The 18,062-nt window shown below is 67.9% G+C and carries 22 protein-coding genes; 11 read left to right on the top strand and 11 right to left on the bottom strand.

Features of this window, described 5'->3' with window-relative positions:
• Positions 1-3: 3 nt before the first annotated feature.
• Positions 4-627: a hypothetical protein gene (locus ACFWPH_RS09585; protein WP_378749211.1), complete on the top strand. Its 624-nt coding sequence runs from the start codon at positions 4-6 to the stop codon at positions 625-627.
• A 156-nt stretch (positions 628-783) separates the two neighbouring features.
• On the top strand, positions 784-1,314 hold the full coding sequence (locus tag ACFWPH_RS09580) for a hypothetical protein (RefSeq protein ID WP_378749209.1): 531 nt from the start codon (positions 784-786) through the stop codon (positions 1,312-1,314).
• 11 nt (positions 1,315-1,325) lie between these two features.
• Here the strand turns inward: ACFWPH_RS09580 and ACFWPH_RS09575 are convergent, their stop codons facing one another.
• Both ACFWPH_RS09575 and ACFWPH_RS09570 read right to left on the bottom strand, forming a co-directional pair.
• A complete protein-coding gene (locus ACFWPH_RS09575; RefSeq protein ID WP_378749207.1) occupies positions 1,326-2,891 on the bottom strand; it encodes a DNA polymerase Y family protein in 1,566 nt (521 codons plus the stop codon).
• A 69-nt stretch (positions 2,892-2,960) separates the two neighbouring features.
• Positions 2,961-3,815 (bottom strand): hypothetical protein, encoded by an 855-nt coding sequence (locus ACFWPH_RS09570; RefSeq protein ID WP_378749205.1) that lies wholly within the window; start codon positions 3,813-3,815, stop codon positions 2,961-2,963.
• Positions 3,816-4,053: 238 nt separating this feature from the next.
• Here ACFWPH_RS09570 and ACFWPH_RS09565 point away from each other — a divergent pair, with 238 nt between their 5' ends.
• The gene (locus ACFWPH_RS09565; RefSeq protein ID WP_378749203.1) at positions 4,054-5,184 is read left to right on the top strand and encodes a serine/threonine-protein kinase; all 1,131 of its coding nucleotides are present in this window, start codon (positions 4,054-4,056) and stop codon (positions 5,182-5,184) included.
• A 294-nt stretch (positions 5,185-5,478) separates the two neighbouring features.
• Complete coding sequence (locus ACFWPH_RS09560; protein WP_378749201.1) at positions 5,479-6,336, top strand: Bax inhibitor-1/YccA family protein; 858 nt, start codon at positions 5,479-5,481, stop codon at positions 6,334-6,336.
• 241 nt (positions 6,337-6,577) lie between these two features.
• Here the strand turns inward: ACFWPH_RS09560 and ACFWPH_RS09555 are convergent, their stop codons facing one another.
• A complete protein-coding gene (locus ACFWPH_RS09555) occupies positions 6,578-6,913 on the bottom strand; it encodes a hypothetical protein (protein ID WP_378749199.1) in 336 nt (111 codons plus the stop codon).
• Between the two features lie 341 nt (positions 6,914-7,254).
• Here ACFWPH_RS09555 and ACFWPH_RS09550 point away from each other — a divergent pair, with 341 nt between their 5' ends.
• The gene (locus tag ACFWPH_RS09550; protein WP_378749197.1) at positions 7,255-7,452 is read left to right on the top strand and encodes a hypothetical protein; all 198 of its coding nucleotides are present in this window, start codon (positions 7,255-7,257) and stop codon (positions 7,450-7,452) included.
• A gap of 336 nt (positions 7,453-7,788) precedes the next feature.
• The gene (locus ACFWPH_RS09545; RefSeq protein ID WP_378749195.1) at positions 7,789-8,112 is read left to right on the top strand and encodes a hypothetical protein; all 324 of its coding nucleotides are present in this window, start codon (positions 7,789-7,791) and stop codon (positions 8,110-8,112) included.
• Positions 8,113-8,212: 100 nt separating this feature from the next.
• On the opposite strand, the gene ACFWPH_RS09540 is transcribed toward ACFWPH_RS09545, so the two are convergent.
• Both ACFWPH_RS09540 and ACFWPH_RS09535 read right to left on the bottom strand, forming a co-directional pair.
• Positions 8,213-8,419, bottom strand: a complete 207-nt coding sequence (locus ACFWPH_RS09540; protein ID WP_378749193.1) for a hypothetical protein — start codon at positions 8,417-8,419, stop codon at positions 8,213-8,215.
• Complete coding sequence (locus ACFWPH_RS09535; protein ID WP_378749191.1) at positions 8,400-9,611, bottom strand: multiprotein-bridging factor 1 family protein; 1,212 nt, start codon at positions 9,609-9,611, stop codon at positions 8,400-8,402. The genes ACFWPH_RS09540 and ACFWPH_RS09535 overlap by 20 nt, the downstream gene beginning before the upstream one ends.
• Before the next feature lie 171 nt (positions 9,612-9,782).
• Here ACFWPH_RS09535 and ACFWPH_RS09530 point away from each other — a divergent pair, with 171 nt between their 5' ends.
• Positions 9,783-10,025, top strand: a complete 243-nt coding sequence (locus ACFWPH_RS09530) for a hypothetical protein (RefSeq protein WP_378749189.1) — start codon at positions 9,783-9,785, stop codon at positions 10,023-10,025.
• A complete protein-coding gene (locus ACFWPH_RS09525; RefSeq protein ID WP_378749187.1) occupies positions 10,022-10,312 on the top strand; it encodes a hypothetical protein in 291 nt (96 codons plus the stop codon). The genes ACFWPH_RS09530 and ACFWPH_RS09525 overlap by 4 nt, the downstream gene beginning before the upstream one ends.
• Positions 10,313-10,370: 58 nt before the next feature.
• On the opposite strand, the gene ACFWPH_RS09520 is transcribed toward ACFWPH_RS09525, so the two are convergent.
• Both ACFWPH_RS09520 and ACFWPH_RS09515 read right to left on the bottom strand, forming a co-directional pair.
• Positions 10,371-10,700 carry a winged helix-turn-helix domain-containing protein gene (locus ACFWPH_RS09520; RefSeq protein ID WP_378749185.1) on the bottom strand — a complete coding sequence of 110 codons (330 nt, stop codon included), beginning with the start codon at positions 10,698-10,700 and terminating at the stop codon, positions 10,371-10,373.
• Complete coding sequence (locus ACFWPH_RS09515) at positions 10,697-11,161, bottom strand: hypothetical protein (RefSeq protein WP_378749183.1); 465 nt, start codon at positions 11,159-11,161, stop codon at positions 10,697-10,699. Before ACFWPH_RS09515 ends, ACFWPH_RS09520 begins: the two co-directional genes overlap by 4 nt.
• A gap of 171 nt (positions 11,162-11,332) precedes the next feature.
• On the opposite strand from ACFWPH_RS09515, the gene ACFWPH_RS09510 reads away from it, so the two are divergent.
• The gene (locus ACFWPH_RS09510; protein WP_378749181.1) at positions 11,333-11,857 is read left to right on the top strand and encodes a DinB family protein; all 525 of its coding nucleotides are present in this window, start codon (positions 11,333-11,335) and stop codon (positions 11,855-11,857) included.
• A 238-nt stretch (positions 11,858-12,095) separates the two neighbouring features.
• On the opposite strand, the gene ACFWPH_RS09505 is transcribed toward ACFWPH_RS09510, so the two are convergent.
• The 3 genes from ACFWPH_RS09505 to ACFWPH_RS09495 form a co-directional block, all read right to left on the bottom strand.
• Complete coding sequence (locus ACFWPH_RS09505) at positions 12,096-13,313, bottom strand: acetyl-CoA C-acetyltransferase (protein WP_378749179.1); 1,218 nt, start codon at positions 13,311-13,313, stop codon at positions 12,096-12,098.
• Between the two features lie 79 nt (positions 13,314-13,392).
• Positions 13,393-14,265, bottom strand: a complete 873-nt coding sequence (locus ACFWPH_RS09500) for an SGNH/GDSL hydrolase family protein (RefSeq protein WP_378749177.1) — start codon at positions 14,263-14,265, stop codon at positions 13,393-13,395.
• Between the two features lie 235 nt (positions 14,266-14,500).
• Positions 14,501-14,959 (bottom strand): hypothetical protein, encoded by a 459-nt coding sequence (locus tag ACFWPH_RS09495; protein ID WP_280416069.1) that lies wholly within the window; start codon positions 14,957-14,959, stop codon positions 14,501-14,503.
• Positions 14,960-15,074: 115 nt separating this feature from the next.
• Here ACFWPH_RS09495 and ACFWPH_RS09490 point away from each other — a divergent pair, with 115 nt between their 5' ends.
• A complete protein-coding gene (locus ACFWPH_RS09490) occupies positions 15,075-16,466 on the top strand; it encodes a cystathionine beta-synthase (protein WP_378749175.1) in 1,392 nt (463 codons plus the stop codon).
• A 106-nt stretch (positions 16,467-16,572) separates the two neighbouring features.
• Positions 16,573-17,520: a hypothetical protein gene (locus ACFWPH_RS09485; protein WP_378749173.1), complete on the top strand. Its 948-nt coding sequence runs from the start codon at positions 16,573-16,575 to the stop codon at positions 17,518-17,520.
• 64 nt (positions 17,521-17,584) lie between these two features.
• Here the strand turns inward: ACFWPH_RS09485 and ACFWPH_RS09480 are convergent, their stop codons facing one another.
• The gene (locus ACFWPH_RS09480) at positions 17,585-18,037 is read right to left on the bottom strand and encodes a DUF3995 domain-containing protein (protein ID WP_378749171.1); all 453 of its coding nucleotides are present in this window, start codon (positions 18,035-18,037) and stop codon (positions 17,585-17,587) included.
• Positions 18,038-18,062: the final 25 nt, after the last annotated feature.

Raw genomic sequence — 18,062 nt, 5'->3', positions numbered from 1 at the left:
CATATGCGTACCGGGCGTTTACTGGTGGTGGCGGCGATGCTGGCGGCTCTCGCCGGATGTGCCGATTCGGGGTCGACACCGCCGGTTAGCTCTTCGCCGATGAGCCCGGCGGTCCCCAGTTCGGAAGTAGGCACCCCGGGGCTGCCCGTACCGCCGATCCCGCTGCCCGGCGAGCCGGTACCCGCGCCCGACGATACGGTGCCGAAGCAGGCGGAGGCCTCCCCGGACGCCATGCTCACCGTGACCGATGTCCGGCTGAGTCACCACGCGGGTTTCGACCGGGTCGAGTACTACCTCGGCGGACCGGGCACCCCCGGGTGGAGTGTGTGGTACACCGGCCGGGCCGTACAGGACGGGAGCGGCCGGGAGCTCGAAGTGGCGGGCGATTCGGTACTCGAGGTCCGGATCACCGGTTCGGCCTATCCGTTCGACAGCGGGGTGGCGCCCTACGCCGGCCCGGATCCGGCCACCGATCCGGCGGTGCCAGGTATCGCCGGGGTATACCGGACGACGGTGTTCGAGGGGATCACCCAGTCGTTCATCGGAGTCGCCGGCGATGAGCCGGGCTTCACCGTTTCGGCGGCCACCATGCCGAACCGCCTGGTCGTCGACATCGCCACGGGTTAGTGTCTCCGGGCACGGGTATCGGTTGATCGACAATACGGGCCTGGGCAGCCGGGAATCGTCTCGACACAGTACGGTTGTCAGCACCGGTGGCTCAGATGTCCGGCGCGCCGGGGCGAGAGTACGGGGTCGTGGGCATCCGAGGGGAGTTTCAGACCGATGCGACGATTCGAACGAGCCGGCCTCGCCGCCGCACTGACCGCGCTGATCGCCGGTGGATCTCTCGCTGCCTGCTCCACGACGGTGACCGGTACCGCCGAAGTGAACCAGAGCGAGTTGCAGCTGTACACATCGGAGATCAAATCCTCCTCGGCCGCGGCGTCGTCGTCGCGGGCGGCCGCCGCCGAGGCAGCCGCGACCGATGTCTGTGAAGCGCTGCGCGACCACAACAACCCGGCGGTCGACGCGTTCAACGCCTATATCGACGCCAGCGACAACAAGGCGCCGGATGAGGGGCCCAAGAAGGATGCCGCGATCACCGCGCTGCGCGATACCGCCGGCAAGATCGACGAGGAACTCAGCCCCGATGTTCCCAACGACGTCTCGGCGCCGATGCGCACCTACCGCGACAACCTGAAGACCCTGGCCGACCTGCTGGAGCGCAACGCTTCGGTGGACGAGATCAACGGTCAGATCGATTCGTTCAACGGGGACAAGGACGCCGCCTTCGACGCCTGCGAACCGTACTGAGCCGGCGCCGGTCAATCGTAGAGTCCTTCGACGCACCAGTGATCGTCCCGGGCGAGTAGCAGCAGGCTGTGCGGTCCCGGTAGTTCCACCTGGGCGCGGGCGGTCGGGGCCGCGCCGGGCGCCCACCAGAGCTCGTCGAGCAGCCAGGGTCCGGCCCACGCGGTGAGCCGCCAGCTCGACCGGCCCCAGCGCAACCGTGCGGGCGGGCCGCTGAACAGGCCGCGTGCGGTGATCCGGACGGGAGTTCCGTCGGCTGCCTCGAGTGCGATGCGCGGGCGGTCGCGCATGATGACGGCGGGGGCCGGTTCCGGTATCCGGCCCGGCCAGGGCGGCGCCGGATCGGTATCCGGCGCCGGTTCGTCGCCGAAGGTGACCATGGTGACCCGTTCCGCGGGCCCGCGTCCGCCGCTGAGCACCCCCACCCGCACCGCGTCCCCGCCGAGCAGGCCTTGGACGCGGACCAGTGCGCGCAGGGCGCGTTCGTCCCCGGACCCCGTATCGCCCCACAGCCCGAGCTGCAGGGCGGCGGCCGGTGTCACCTCCACGGGTCTCAAATGCAGCACGGTGATCGCAGCGGTGGGCCGATCGCGGGGCGGCCGGGTGAGCCAGCCGTCCAGTTGCCAGCGCACGCGGTCGGCCACGCCGTCGGCGGTCAGCGGTTCGGCACAGCGCCAGACCCGCGAGAGTTCTTCTCCGGCCTCGGTTTCCGCGCGAATCTCCAGCCGGGTACAGGCCACCGAAGCCGCCGACAGGTTCGCGGTGAGCCGGGTGGCGAGCAGCCGGCCGGCGAAGGCCGCGGCGTCGACCCGGTCGATCGGTGGCTCGCACGGTAGCCGGACCGACATCTCCGGGGGCAGGCTCCGGGGCGCCGGCGGGCGATCCGGTAGTGCCCGGGCGAGCCGGTGGGCCACGATCGCGTCCGCGCCGAATCGTGAGGTGACCTGCGCGGTCGACAGGGCAGCGAAATCCCCGATGCGACGCAGGCCCAGCCGGTGCAGCAGATCCAGCAGCGCGGCGCGTTCCCGCTCCGCGGGGCCGGGTTCGGCCGCCAGTTCGGTGATCGGCAGCGGCGCCAGGAACCGGGCATCCCGGCCGGGCGGTACGAGGGTGCTGTGCCGGGCGGCGACGAGGGCGGTCGGGAGTTCGTCGGCGATCCCGATCCGGGCCTCCACCCCGGCTGTCGCCACCGCGGCGAGCAATTGCCGCACGGCCGCCTCAGCCTGTCCGAAATACCGGATCACGCCCCGGGCGGGCAGGACGAGCAAACCGGGGCGCAGTACCTCGACACCGGAGGCGAGGCTGTCGACGGCCGCGGCGACCGGTTCGAACAGCCGCGCGTCACGGTCCGGATCGGGTTGTGCGATATGGAGTTCCGGGCAGCGGCTCTGCGCCTCGCGTTTCCGCATACCGCGGCGCACCCCCGCCTCGCGGGCGGTGGCCGAGCAGACGACCACCCGGTTCGCATGCAATATCGCCACCGGCTGTTCCGTGGACAGTCCGGCCCCCGCCGCCGCCGCGACCGCGGGCCAGTCGGGGCACCAGACCGCCAGTACCCGCGCCTCCGGCCGCGGGCTCATCGGAGCCTGTCACCGGACGAAGGGAAGGACCGGCAGTGGGTCCGGCGGAGGCTATGGGGTGCGATCGGGTCAGGAAGCAACCGAATCCTCCTGACCTGATATTTCCGGCTGAGCCGGGGTGTGCGCGGTGACGGTCTCGTCGAGGGCGATCCATTCCACGCGACCACCGAGTGGACGCGCGGCAAGCCGGCCACGGCGCGGGGCCCCGGCCCTGGCGCGGACTTCGATATCGAGGCTTATGGAACGGATCCGCCCGCTGCCCGTACCGAGCCCGGTGTAGCCGGCCACGCGGCTTTCCAGGCTCAGGTCCGGCGCGGGCCAGTTACCGCCGGTGACGAGCAATGTGGCCCCTTTCCCGCGGGCTTTCGCGGCGAGCACCCGGGCGCGGGCAGGCGGGATCACGGCGGTGCCGAGGCCGAGTACCACCAGATCCATCCCGTCCAGCAGGACCGCCGCCACCTCCATCGGGTCCTGGCCGGCATCGGGGATCACCGCGAGCCGGTCCAGCCGGGCGCCCATTTCCGCGGCGGCGAGCAGACCGAGCCGGGGCAGGCCGACTGCGGCCGCGTGCCCGCCCGGCCCGGTGACCGCGGCGAGCAAACCGGCCAGCAGCGTTCCGGCGCCGCTGTAGGACACCACCGATCCTTTGACGAGTCCGCGGTCGGGCAGCAGCGGAGCGAGTGCGGGTGGTACGGGAAGTACCTCGCGACCGACTGTGGAGGCCGGGGCGACCGGTGCCCGGGTACCGGCAGTGCTACGGGGTACAGCACCGGATCCGTGGGCGCATCCGCTGCTCGCCCGCGCCCGGCGCAGTTCGGCCAGTTCACGCAGCCGCGCCCCGCTCGCCTTCGGTGCTCGTGCGGTGTTTACTTGCGCCGCCTCCGGCGTCGCCGGTTCGGGGCCCCTTTGGTCTCGGTTCTTCACTCCTCCGCTCCTCCGCTTCGCTCCTCCGCTCCGTCGCTCCAGAACCGAGACGGGCCCCGAACCACCGGGGTGAACCCGCCTCCACTGTCGAACATACATTCGATAGCTTACCGTCGGGAGGGGAGCCCTGGAAGTTCGGCCGAACAACTACGACCCGCTGTAGTGAATGCCGTCACGTGTCACCGGCCGCCGCCCCCGAAACCGGCCAGCTACCACCGAATTCGACTAGTCTCACAGCATGATCGATCGCCCCCGTCCCATCGTCGGCCCCGATTATCTGGTGGCCGGCCGGTACCGCCTGCAGTCGAAACTGGGCGGTGGCGGTATGGGTGCGGTATGGCTGGCACACGATCGGCTGCTGGACCGGGACGTCGCTATCAAACAGGTGCTGTCCACGGCGGGCCTGGACGAGGCAGAAGCCCGCACGATCCGCGATCGGATCGTGCATGAGGGGCGGGTCGCGGCCAAGCTCTCCCATGAGCACGCCATCGCCGTCTACGACGTGGTGCTGGAGGCCGGTGAACCCTGGCTGGTGATGGAGCATCTACCCTCGCGCAGCGTCGCCCGGGCGCTGGGGCTGGTGAACGCGCTGCCGGTGATCGAGGTCGCCCAGATCGGTGCGCAGGTCGCCGACGCGCTCGCCGCCGCGCATACGGTCGGGATCGTGCACCGCGATATCAAACCGGGCAATATCCTCGTCGCCGATCGGGGCCCGGGGGTCGGGATGGCGAAACTCAGCGATTTCGGTATCTCCCGCAATATCACCGAGGCCTCCGACGAACCCGACGGCATGATCACCGGAACCCCCGCCTATCTGCCGCCGGAGGTGGCCCGCGGCGCCCAGCCCACCGCCGCCAGCGATGTGTTCTCGCTCGGCGCCACCCTCTACACCGCCATCGAAGGTCAGCCGCCGTTCGGTATGGACGACGACAGTGATGCCATCGTGGAACGCGCAGCCATGGCGCAGATCAACCCGCCGACGCGCAGCGGCGTACTCACTCGCGTGCTGCTGCACATGATGGAACCGGCCCCGCAACGCCGCCCCAGCATGGCGCAGGCGCGGGAGGAGATCCTGGCCGCCGCGTTCGGTCCCGGCGCCGCCGACAACATCCTCGGCGCCCCGGTGCGCACCGAAGACGGCACCATCCCCGCCTGGGCGGCCCGTAACTCCGCCGCCGGGCTGCGCAGCCCCCGTTCCGGCCCGCTGCCCCGCCGCGCCCAGCCGCAGCCCGCGAACCCGGCGCCGGCGCCGGCCCAGAAGATCGGCCGCGGGGGTTCGGTACAGTCGCCCAGCCCCACCGTCGCCGTCACCATCGGCCTGCTGATCGGGTTGGTCATCATCATCGCGATCCTCATTATGGTGATGTGACGTTGCCGCGGTGATAGGCAGTGGTCTCGCATTATCGGATTCGCCACGGTGCGCACAGCCGATATTCCGGGTCCGCCGAGGTCGGGCGCGGACAATCGGATCCGTTTCGCGGACCGGTCCGTGACCCACGGTGGCCCGTCCGGCGGTAAGGTCCGGTTTGTCTGTCTTTTCGGCGCGCCCCGGGAACTCCGCCAGGGGTGGTGATCGTTGGATGGACAGTTGGATATCGAGTAACAGCTCGAGCCGACGGTCGTGCTCCGGTATGGCCAACGAACTCCGAGAAAGGGATTTGCGGTGCGCGCCACAAGCAATCCGGTATTCAAGAATCTGCCGAAGCAGGAAACCGGCCACGCGAGCTTCGGCTCGGCTGCTGCCGGCGCGGGACAGCTGGGTTACCAGTACGGCAACCAGCAGTACCCCCCGCAGTACCAGCAGCAGCCCTACCCGCCGCAGGCGCCGACCCGGTCGCTGACCATCGACGATGTGGTCACCAAAACCGGGATCACGCTGGGTGTGCTCGCGCTGTCCGCGCTGGTCACCTACATTCTGACCAGCGCCAACACCGCGCTCGCCCCGATGTTCGTCATCGGCGGCGGCATCATCGGCCTGGTCCTGGTCCTGGTCGCCACCTTCGGCCGCAAGATGGACAACCCCGCCATCGTGCTCGCCTACGCGGTCGCCGAGGGTGTGTTCGTCGGCGCCCTGTCGTTCATGTTCACCGATATCACCTTCGGTGGCGCGGGCGGCGCGGGCATGATCGGGCAGGCCGTCCTGGGCACCTTCGGTGTGTTCGCCGGCATGCTCGTCGTCTACAAGACCGGCGCCATCCGGGTCACCCCGCGGTTCACCCGTATGCTCATCGGCGCCATGATCGGCATCCTGGTACTGATCGTCGGCAACCTGGTCGCGAGCTTCTTCACCGACGGCGGTTTCGGTCTGCGTGACGGCGGCCCGGTCGCGATCATCTTCAGCCTGGTGGTCATCGCCATCGCCGCGTTCAGCTTCCTGCTCGACTTCGACGCCGCCGACCAGCTCATCCGCGCCCAGGCCCCGCCCAAGGCCGCCTGGGGTGTGGCGCTCGGCCTCACGGTCACCCTGGTCTGGCTCTACGTCGAGATCCTGCGCCTGCTGAGCTACTTCCAGAGCGACTAGTAAACCCGGCCGCTTCAGCCGGTCAGGACATCACAGAAGGCGGTCCCTCGCGGGGCCGCCTTCTTTTGTGGCTTCTCGCTGTCCGTGAAATGGTCGCGCCGCGTTGAGCAGCGCCATCATAGTCTTGACGGCCCTCGTCACGGATCTGGCGGCCGGTGCCGGATTCGGGGCACCGGCGGCCTGGGCGGGTAACCGCTCGTCTCGGTCAGGGGCCTGGACGGGAACGGTTGCCCGGGTCGGTTCAGGGAAGGACCTGGGGAACGACGTCGGGATTCACCGCACCGACCAGCGCGCCGATCAGCCCACCGAGAATCGGCCCACCGGAACCGGTGGCCGATCCGACCGCCGAGCCGATCCCGGCTCCCAGCGCAGCGCCGTTCAACACTGGATCGGGGTACTGGGCGCCCGGGTTGGTTGTGACGTCCTGCGGCTCCTCCAACGGAAGACCGGCGACCGGCGTAGCCCGCGTTTCGGCCATCGGCCCGGCGTCAGCGGAGGCGGCTCCGGCGACGACGGTGGTGGCAATCAGCGGCAGCGCCGAGACGACGACGGTTCTGACGACTCTCTTCGAGATCATTGTTCGCCTTTCGAACGAGTTGCGAAGCAGCCGAAGAGTATCCGTCAACACAGACAATCGCCACTGCTGGCAAGGGTCGGGCTCGGTACCGCGTATAGATGCGATCCAGACCAAAGGCGGCAACCTCGTCCGAAGACTGCCCCTGTAATCCGCTCACCGTGGCGCACGCGTGCACGACGCCCGCTTCGCGCGCAGGGCGACTGGGGCGGCTGGATCAGGTTCTTCGCCGAGGGAGTCGCGGCGGCGGCAAACATCACCGCCGCTCAGCTCACAGATCTGGTCTGGGTCCACACGACTTGAAGTGCCGAGTGCGCGCAGCCGGTTTCCGGGCGGAGAACGCCATGCGGTTGATCGATTACGGACTCGAGCAGCCGATTTTCACCGTCCGCAACGTGCAACGGCATCTCGGCGTGACCTACAACAGAGCCAACAGGCTTGTCGGGCAGCTCGCCGACATGGGCATCCTGCTCCAGCACGGCGAAACCTCCTACGGCCGGCGTTTCACTGCACCCGAAGTGCTCGCCGTCCTGCTGCGCTGAAGCTCCGTAGAGCAGCCCGAACTCGGGCAGCGGGCCGACACGTCCGTACGGGGCGATAACGCGGCGCTGCGCACTGGCGACACTTCCGGTATGGAATTCATCTTGGTAGCACTCGCAGCGGGCTATATCGCTATCACCCAGTTCCTCGGCGGAGTTGCCCAGGCCTTGGGCTCGGCCGGCCTGTAGCTGTCCGGCATCGGTATGGGCGGTACGAAGGCGATGACGACTGATCCCGCCATCGCAAGGGTCCTGCAAGGGTTCGACAAGAGAGTCGCGATTTCCTTTCGGTCATCGGGTGCTGCCAGCGGGTCGCACAACGCGTCGGAAGGGAACACCATGTTCGAGTGGTACGTCGGAATGCTCGCGTTCAGTGGCATCGTCATGATTGCGATGGCCGTCGTCAAAGGTGGGCAGAGCGAGACAGTCCAGTGGTTCAACGCCGTCTTCGGCGCCGGGTACCTCGGCTACGCGGGGTATTTGGTGTTCGTATTCGAGGGTGGCAGCTATCTGATCTTCTTCCAGGCGTTCATCCTGCCGGTGCTGATGGTGGTGAACTTCGTCCGCTCGACCGATTGGGCGGCCCTCACCACGAAGCCGACCCCGACCCAGCAGGCGTGGCGCGCATACCAGAAGGAGCAGGACCGCCTCGCGAAGCTCTGACGCACTGTGGTGTCGCGCCACCCGTGGGCGTCGCCGACTGCCGGTGAGTTGCGCCGGATTCCGGGCCAACTGCCGCGGTCGACCCCGGAGACCCGGATGGTCAGGCAGCCGGGAGAAGTCCGGTCCGGTCACACAGCTCGGCGACCTCGTTGCGCATTCCCGACGGTGGTTTCTCCCGCAGCGAATGCAGCATCTGCCGGGCATACCCGTTGTAGCGGATCGGCACATGGCCGGCTTCGCCCGGCGGAAAGCGATACGACGGTGAGTGGTTGCGCCGTTCCGGCCGCCTATGCTCTTCCGATCCCACACCACGCAGCGAACCCACGCAGTGTCTCCGTCGACCGTGCTTCCTGGCGGGCCAATGCGCGCACGGTTTCGTGCACCATCGGGTGATACCGGGTTTGGGTCGGTGCGATTCGTCGCGCTGTCTGCAATGACGAGAGCGCGCCCGTCCGATCTCCGTGCAACAGAAACGCTCGTGCCAAATCGATGTAGTGATGGCCGGCGCGTTCACGCGGGGTACCCGACGGCAATTGCACCTTCGCCGACCGCTTCACGGCCTCGGTGCCGTCCAGCATTTCTACGGCGAGGCCCACGGACCAGATCCGCACATTCGTCGGGCCGAAGCACAGCCGGTAATCGTCACGGTCCACCCCGAGCCGGGCGGCCGTTTCGGTTGCCTCGGCAAGATGTGCATCCGCGGTGTCTCTGCGCCCGGCCCGAGCGGCGGCGAGGCCAGACTTGAGATGCAGGTTTCCCCACATAGCCAAGGTCGCCGGGTTGCCTTTACCGAGTTCGGGCTCGATCGCTTTCCGGCTTCCTTCCAGGAAGCGCTCTGCTCCTGCCCAGTCGGCCACACCAATCATTTCACCGGCTCGCTGATAGTCGCCCACCAGGACGGCCAGCTCGTCCCCGGACTGCTCCGCCGCCCATTCGTAGCGGTCGACGGCCAGCGATGCCAGGTCGATATAGCCGAGCTTGTACACGACCTGGGATGTCGCCGCGTAAGTCTCGGCGAGCAGACCGAAGATCCGCTCCCGATCATGGCCTTCGCTGGAATGCCATGCGACTCGCAGATCGTGTAGCAGCGTGGGAAGGAGTCTGCCCAGCTCGCCGAGGTTCACCATATGGCGCATCTTCGATGCGCGGCCGACGTCCACGGCCAACTCGCTCAGCTCCCGGGGCGGAATATCGTCCGGAGGAATTCGGTAGACCGCGAGTTCCCGTCGGATATCGGGTATTCCGGCGTGGACCATCTGCTCGCTGCGGGTCTCCCGCGGATAGGGCTGTTCCAGTAGCGCGGTGACGCCGACCTTCAAAGCCCGCGCGCAGGCCGAGATGAAAGAGGGCGAGGCGGGTGCACGCCCCTGCTCTACGGCCTTCACCAGGGACGCCGAAACATTCGCCTCGGCGGCCAGCCGGGCTTGAGTCCAGCCGATGAGCTTACGTTCTTCGGCTACTCGAGCCCCCACGCCGTCGGGTTTTTGCTCGGTGCTCATAACTCACATCCTGCTTTGGCCTCTGTTGCCATGGTGCCAAAGTTTTTGGCCTTTCGGCGTATTGAGCGCTACGAGCCTTGCATCGAATCCAGCTACCGACAACGACATCGAGGTGCCCTTATGTGTCAGGAGATACCGGCCCTGCCTGTTCGGGCCCCGAACAACCTCGCCATGGCTGCGGCAGTGCGGCTCTGGCAATCGGGTCGGAAATGGGTTGCCGACGACCCGGCGGTGCTGCGCAGGCTCGCGGACGGATTACGGGCGCTACCCATCGACCACCCCACTCCACACTGCCTGTCGCGGGAGCCGATTCGCGGGTACGCGCACGCCCATCAGGTGATGGATGTGCATGGAGCGCACCGCTGCCCGCGTTACGCGGTGGCAGCGGCGTATGCGTCCGGGGCGCGCCGGTGACCACCCTGCGGCGGGCGATCGTGGTCTGTCGCAGCGGCGTCGACAGCGAGGAGATCGAACGGCTGGTGCGGGTGCACTCTCTCCGTGTGTTGTACACGGTCTACACGGATACGGGGCCGGAACTCGCAGCGCGGATCGCCGTCCAGCACGCGCTCGATTTCGCCGCCGACGTGGTGCTGATCCCGCATATCGATGGGCCGGAGGTTCAGGACACGCGGGCGTGGCAGGCAATCACCTGGGTCGCGGATCTGGTGACCGCGACCGGCACATTCGACGGCGGGCCGTGAAGAAGGCTCTTCACGGCCCGCCGGGAGAACGATCGGCTATGTCACCTATCAGTCGGTATCACCCGTCGCTGCCGTCGGCCGATGCGTTCGCCCGGATGCCCTCACCGCCGACGATGGCCTGTAATGCCGCGATATGGCCGTCGAAGGCGTCGCGGCCGGTACTGGTCAACCGGGCCCGTACTTTCCGGCGGCCGCCGTCGAGGCGGCGTTCGGTGGTGACGTAGCCGGCCTCTTCGAGAGTCGTGAGCTGTTTGGACAATGCCGAGTCCGAAAGTTCCAGCCGGTCTTTGAGAAACGCGAACTCCGCCCAGTCCGCCGCGGCCAGCGTCGCTACCAGCGAGAGCCGGGTGCTGGGGTGGATCAGCTCGTCGAAGCGTGCCTGTTTCATGCTCGCGTCCAGCGCCGTAGGAGTCGCAGGATCTCCGGCCCGCCGAACCCGACAACAGCCGCGACCAGCGCTGCCGCCCATATGCCCGGGTGCTCGGCACCGTCGGCGGCCAGCGCGAACGCCGCCCCCACGGTGATCACAACGAGCCCGAGCAGCATGCCGATGACGAGCAGCGGTATCCGCCTACCGGCGACGGCTGCGCTGACCTGCAGTCTGTTCGTGCGCCGCTGCCCGTTCAGCAGGCGGGCCGCCAGTAGCGCATGCCCGGCCCCGAAGGCCAGGGTGGCGATCGCGGCCGGCCACCACGGCCCCAGGGCGCCGATCACACCCAGTACCAGCCAGCCGGCCGCCATTGCCCACCAGTAGCCCCGGGGCAACCCGATTTCCTCGGCCACCTGCCGATGTGCCCGGTCGACCGTATCGAGTGCTGCTCGAGCTTGTTCCGCAGCGATGTCGTCCATGACCAAACCCCACTTTCCTGTCTGGAAAGTAACAATCTCACTTTCCTACTGGGAAAGTCAAGGTGGATGTGAGCCGGCGGCACCTTCTTCGCCGTCGGCCGGGTGTCCGGACAGTGTCGGGGTAGCGAAAAACGTTTGTCCGCATCGGCCGATTTGGCCAGGGTGTACGCCATGGACTTGGACTGGAACGCCGAGATACGAGGTCAGCTGGAAACGCATTGGTCCAGACAACTGCGTATCCGGCTCGATGGGCTCACAGACGAGGAATACTTCTGGGAACCTGTGCCCGGTATGTGGTCGGTTCGCCCGGCGGACGGTGGATTCGTCTGCGACTTCGCGATACCGCCGCCCGAGCCGGCTCCCGTGACCACCATCGCGTGGCGGCTCGGGCATGTGATCGTCCTGCTGGAGGCGGGTCTGGAACGATTCGGCCATCCGCCCGTCGATTTCGCCTCGTTCCGCTACGCCGGGACAGCGTCGGTGGCGCTCGAGCAGCTCGACACCGCCTACAAAGCGTGGATCGACGGTGTCGCAGGTTTGGGTGTTACCGGCCTGGCCGAACCTGCGGGACCGCCGGGCACCATGCTTGCCGACTGGTCGACCGCAGGGATTGTGCTGCACACGCAGCGGGAGCTACTGCACCACGGTGCGGAGATTGCGCTGCTCCGGGATCTCTATCGAGCCGGTCTCCGCTGACAATCGGTTACCGGGTTCCCTGCACCGCCGATCGGCGGTGACAGTTCTCCGCTTACTGGTGCCCGGCCTGTGTTGGGGTGCATGAGTAAGGCCCGGTACGAAATCGGGTTCCGTATCGGGCCTTACTCATGGATACATATTTCGGCGCAACCGACAGCGCGACACCAGGGACTTCCCTCCGGCCGGTTCATCTCCGTGTCGGGTCCCGCCCCGGCCCGCGCCGCCGGAAGCGGCGCAATCAGCTCAGGCGTTCGATGATCATCGCCATACCCTGACCGCCGCCGACGCACATGGTCTCCAGACCGAACTGCTTATCGTGGGTCTGCAGGTTGTTGATCAGCGTGGCGGTGATGCGGGCGCCGGTCATACCGAACGGGTGGCCGAGGGCGATGGCGCCGCCGGAGACGTTCAGTTTGTCCTCGTCCATGCCCAGTTCGCGGGCCGAACCGAGGACCTGCACGGCGAAGGCCTCGTTGATCTCGTAGAGGTCGATATCGCCGATGGTCTTACCGGCCAGCTTCAGCGCCTTGCGCACCGCTTCGATCGGGCCCAGGCCCATGATCTCCGGCGACAGGCCGGAGACGCCGGTGGAGACGATGCGGGCCAGCGGGGTCAGGCCCAGTTCCTTGGCCTTGGTATCGCTCATGACCACCAGCGCGGCGGCGCCGTCGTTGAGCGGACAGGCGTTACCGGCGGTCACCGTGCCGTCGGGGCGGAACACCGGCTTGAGCTGCGAGATCTTCTCGTAGCTGGTGCCGGGGCGGGGACCGTCGTCGGTGGAGACGACGGTGCCGTCGGGCAGGGTCACCGGGGTGATCTCGCGTTCGAAGAAACCGGATTTGATGGCTTCTTCGGCGCGGTTCTGCGACCGCACGCCCCAGTGGTCCTGGTCCTCACGGGAGATACCGGTGAACGAGGCGACGTTCTCCGCCGTCTGGCCCATGGCGATGTAGATATCGGGCAGGTCGCCGTTTTCCCGCGGGTCCTGCCAGCCGGCGCCGCCCTGCGCCCGGGTGGTGGTGCGCTCCTCGGCGGCGGCGTAGAGCGGGTTGTGGCTATCGGGCCAGCCGTCGGCGGTGCCCTTCGGGAATCGCGACACGGTTTCCACACCGGCGGAGATGAACGCGTGTCCCTCACCGGCCTTGATCGCGTGGAACGCCATCCGGGTGGTCTGCAGCGACGAGGAACAGTACCGGTTCACGGTGGTGCCGGGCATGTAGTCGTAGCCCAGCTGGGTGGCGACGGTCTTGGCGATATTGAAGCCCGCCTCACCGGCCGGCTGCCCGCAGCCGAGCATCAGGTCGTCGATATCGGCGGGTGACAGGGCGGGAACCTTGTCCAGTGCGGCGCGCACCATCTGTGTGGCGAGGTCGTCGGGCCGCATGCTCACCAGCGACCCCTTGTTGGCGCGTCCGATGGGAGAGCGAGCAACGGAAACGATGACGGCCTCTGGCATGAGGACTCCTTAGTCGAGGAGTGTGCGCGATCCGAAACTGCCCGATCACGCACACTCGCGGGGTACGATCCCTTCGAATCTACGTCGCGGGGGCCCGTGGGGAAATATCCGCCGTGGCCATATCCCGCTGACCGAGCGCAACCAGCAGTTCCGGTAGCAGATGGTCGGCGGCGAGCGCGTAGCCCGCGGCCGAGGGGTGGAAGCCGTCGGCTGAGAACAATTGTTCGGGCGCGGCCCGGAAATCTTTGCTCAACAGATCGCCCGTCGCCACGATGCGCCCGCCGGCCGCCCGGGTGGCTGTCGCCTGCGCGCGGGCCAGTTGCACACTCCAGCGTTGCACCACGGTGCGCAGCGGTTCCGGGATGGCGGTGACACTGCCCAGGTCCGGGCAGGTGCCGACCACCACGATGCTGCCCGCGCCGTGTAACCGGCTCACCGCCGCGCCGAGCCGTTGCGCGGAGCGGCCGATGGAGTGTTTCTTTGTGACGTCGTTGGCGCCGACCAGGATCACCGCGGCATCCGGCGGCGGCCCGGCCACGAACATTGCGTCCACCTGCCCGGCCAGTCCTTTGGAGGTGGCGCCGGATATCGCCTTGGTGCTCAGCCGGATCCGCTGCCCGGTCGCCTCGGACAGGCCGTGTGCCAGCCGCACCCCAGGGACTTCGGCGGCGGTCCGGCAGCCCAGGCCGGCGGCGGTGGAGTCGCCGAAGATCATCAGGTGCAGGTCGGCGTACTTGCCGGTGCGCCAGGGCTCGTGCCCGTCCGGTGAGTAGATCCCGTCGGCTTCGGGCGGCTTGGACGTATCGCGGCCGATCATGCCCCGCGCGGCACCTGCCTGGGTGGTGAGCAGCCGATAGGCCGCCCAGGACGCGGTCCCCGCGCCGGAACCGAGCGCCACCGTCGCGGCCCCGGCGACCGCGGCCGTCCGCCATCCGATCCGAGTCTCGCCCATGTGCGGCGATTATATTCGCGCAACCGTCCGCGTGCGGGTGAGCGAACTGCTGCACTATCCGCCCACCCGCATCCGTACGTGGACTGTGGTCCGGCTGTCACTGGCGCCGTAAAAACGGTCGGCCGGCAGTTGGGAGATGTCATCGACCCGGCCGCCGCCGAGTTCGCCATGGACTCACGTGCCGAGAAGGTGAGGGTCCGGGCGCCCGAAATTTCTCAGCGGGCGGGGACCGGCGCTACGCAGGTACGACGAAGCTGCCGTGGGCGGGGATGCTCGCGTGGTTGGTGGTCACCGTGACCTCGACCCGGCCCGGCCCGGTGTCTTGGAACAGGGAGTACTGGATGCTGCCGTAGATACCGGTCACCACATTGTTGACGTAGCTGCCGGTGGCGCCGGTGTCGAGATTGCGCCAGGACACCGTGGTCATCACTTCGCACAGTGGGGCGAAGGGGTGGATGCCGGAGCCCACGCCGACGACGGGATTGGCGCGGACGTTGATCACCGCCCGGCCCGGCCATTGCGGGCCGGTGTCGGCCCAGGTGCGGATGCTGGTTCCGCACAGCCCGCCGTAGGCCAGGGTGGGGACATCGGGGAAGGAGTGGGTCGCGGCGCCGGCCGGTGCTGCGGCCGCGATCAGCGCTATCGCCGATCCGGCCAGAAACACGGTGGCGCGCGCGAGCTTCGGCAGCCTCATAGGTACCGGATCCTAGATGCTCGGGCGTGGTACCGCCGGATTTGCGGGCGGTGCAGCGGTGGGAGTGGCGGACCACGCCGAGGCCCCCGGCAACGCCTCTGCAACGATGGGGGGTATGCGCATCGCGGATCATGTCGTGGACCTCATCGGCAACACCCCGCTGGTCCGATTGAACTCGGTGGCTCCCGCGGGGGCCGGGCTGGTGGCCGCCAAGATCGAGTATCTGAACCCCGGCGGTAGCTCCAAGGACCGTATCGCGGTGAAGATGATCGAGGCGGCCGAGAAGTCGGGCGACCTGCAGCCCGGCGGGACCATCGTCGAGCCCACCTCGGGTAACACCGGTGTCGGGCTGGCGCTGGTGGCGCAGCAGCGCGGTTACCACTGCGTATTCGTGTGCCCGGACAAGGTCAGCGAGGACAAGCGCAATGTGCTGCGGGCCTACGGCGCCGAAGTGGTGGTGTGCCCGACGGCGGTGCCGCCGGAGCACCCGGACAGCTACTACAGCGTCTCCGACCGGCTGACCCGCGAGATCGAGGGCGCCTGGAAACCGGATCAGTACTCCAACCCGAACGGCCCGGACAGCCACTACGAGACCACCGGCCCGGAGATCTGGCGCGATACCGAGGGCACGGTGACCCATTTCGTCGCCGGCGTCGGCACCGGGGGCACCATCACCGGCGCCGGCCGCTACCTCAAAGAGGTGTCGGGCGGGAAGGTGAAGGTCATCGGTGCCGACCCGGAGGGTTCGGTGTATTCCGGCGGTACCGGCCGGCCGTATCTGGTGGAGGGTGTCGGCGAGGATTTCTGGCCGTCGGCCTACGATCCGGCGATTCCGGACGAGATCATCGCGGTCTCCGACGCGGACTCGTTCGATATGACCCGCCGCCTCGCCCGGGAAGAGGGCCTGCTCGTCGGCGGTTCGTGCGGGATGGCCGTGGTGGCGGCGCTCGAGGTCGCCCGGCGCGATCCGGACGCCGTCGTGGTGGTGCTGCTGCCCGACGGTGGGCGCGGCTATATGTCGAAGATCTTCAACGACCGGTGGATGAGCTCCTACGGGTTCCTGCGCACCCCGCTCGACGGGTCCACCGCCGAAACCCTGGTCGGCGATGTCCTGCGCGGTAAGTCCGGCGAACTGCCCGATCTGGTGCACACCCATCCCTCGGAGACGCTGCGCGACGCCATCGAGATCCTGCGCGAGTACGGGGTATCGCAGATGCCGGTCGTCGGCGCCGAACCGCCGGTGATGGCGGGTGAGGTGGCCGGCAGCGTATCCGAGCGGGATCTGCTCTCGGCCGTGTTCTCCGGTCGCGCGCAGCTCACCGATTCGGTGGATCGGCATATGAGCCCGTCGTTCCCGTTGATCGGGTCCGGCGAGCCGATTTCGGCGGCCACCAAGGCGCTGTCGGATACCGATGCGCTCATGGTCGTCGAGGACGGTAAACCGGTCGGTGTGATCACTCGTCACGATCTGCTGGGCTTTGTCAGCACCGGGCGCAGCGCGCACTAGCAATTATTCCGCAATCCAAGGTTCGAGCAGCTCTCCCGGGGTATAACCAGTCCGGTACCGAACGTGGCAAATGCCACGTTCGTTCGGAGAGCGAAGGGAAGGGCTTGTGCGAACCTCGAGTTTGGCAATCGATTTCCAGCAGGGTTTCTCTGACGCGTGGAGTTCGATCGCGACCTTCGTACCCAAGCTCGCCGGCTTCCTGGTCATCCTGCTGATCGGCTGGATCATCGCCAAAGCTGTCGCGACGATCGTCGACAAGGTGCTGGAGCGGGTTGGTTTCGATCGTCTGGTCGAGCGCGGTGGGATCGAGCGGATGCTTTCGCGCAGCAAATACGACGCCTCGGATCTGCTGGCGAAAGTGGTGTACTACGCGATCCTGCTGATCGCCCTGCAAATCGGCTTCGGCGTGTTCGGGCCGAATCCGGTGAGCGATGTGATCGACGGAATCGTGAGTTGGCTGCCCAGGCTGTTCGTCGCGATCCTGATCGTCTGCATCGCGGGTGCCATCGCGCATGCGGTGAGCGATCTGGTGAGCAATGCACTGGGCGGTCTCAGTTACGGTCCGATGATCGGGCGGATCGCGTCGGTGTTCATCTGGGGTATCGGCATCATTGCCGCGCTGAACCAGATCGGGGTCGCCACCGCGGTCACCACACCCATCCTGATCGCGGTTCTGGCGACGCTCGGCGGAATCCTGGTGGTGGGTGTCGGCGGCGGTCTGGTGCGGCCGATGCAGCAGCGCTGGGAAAATTGGCTGGGCGGGCTGGAAGAGGAGATGCCCGCGGTGCGCGGTCATGCGGAGGCGTATCAGCGTGGCCGCGAGGATGCGTCCCGGCAGCGGGCCGGTGCTCAGCAGGCGCCCGGGCCCCGCAACCCGGAGCAGTGGGATCAGCCGCAGCCCGCACAGGGCGGATACCGCGGTGAGCCCGGTGAGTTCGGGCAGCAGATGCCGGGTAGCGACTACCGGCAGCAGTACGGCAATCAGTACGGCGGTCAGCCGCCGTATGGTGGTCAGCCACCCTACGGTGGTGGGGAACCGCGCCACCTGCGGTAGCCCACGTCGTCTCAGTGATTCTTCCGCCGTGTGCCGGTTTCCGGCGCACGGCGGAAGACTGTGTTCAGCGCGCCGCTCGGCTGTCCGGCCGCCGCGCACCGGTGAGGGCGGCGACACCGAGGATCAAGCAGAGTGGCCGGTAGTACCGGGTGTCGAGCATACGAAAACGCACTCCGGGTGGCGGCAGCCGAAGCATCTGGCCGGCGACGACACCTCCGGTCAATCCCCGCGCGACCAGGGCGGTACCGGCGGCCCGTCGCATCCACACTGCGGCCGGTCGCTCCCCGAGTACACCTCCGGCCACCAGCCCCGCCCCGGTGGCTGCCACCGCGACGATTCCGGAGGCCGCGGCAGGCGGCATCTCCACTGATCCGGTGACAGCTTCGGCCAGCTCGCGTTCTCCAGCCGCGGGCCAATGCCCACCACCTGCCCAGACTGCGTGTAGTACGCCGACTGCGCCGAGCCCGACTGCCGCCACAACTCGCGAAGCCGCGGTTATCCCACTCCTGGACGCCATCCGTCCAGGTTATGCGTGACAACCG

The sequence above is a fragment of the Nocardia sp. NPDC058499 genome (assembly GCF_042719915.1).
Lineage (GTDB): Bacteria > Actinomycetota > Actinomycetes > Mycobacteriales > Mycobacteriaceae > Nocardia.
The sequence above is the reverse complement of the archived record's forward strand: the minus strand, read 5'-3'. Positions and strand labels throughout refer to the sequence as shown.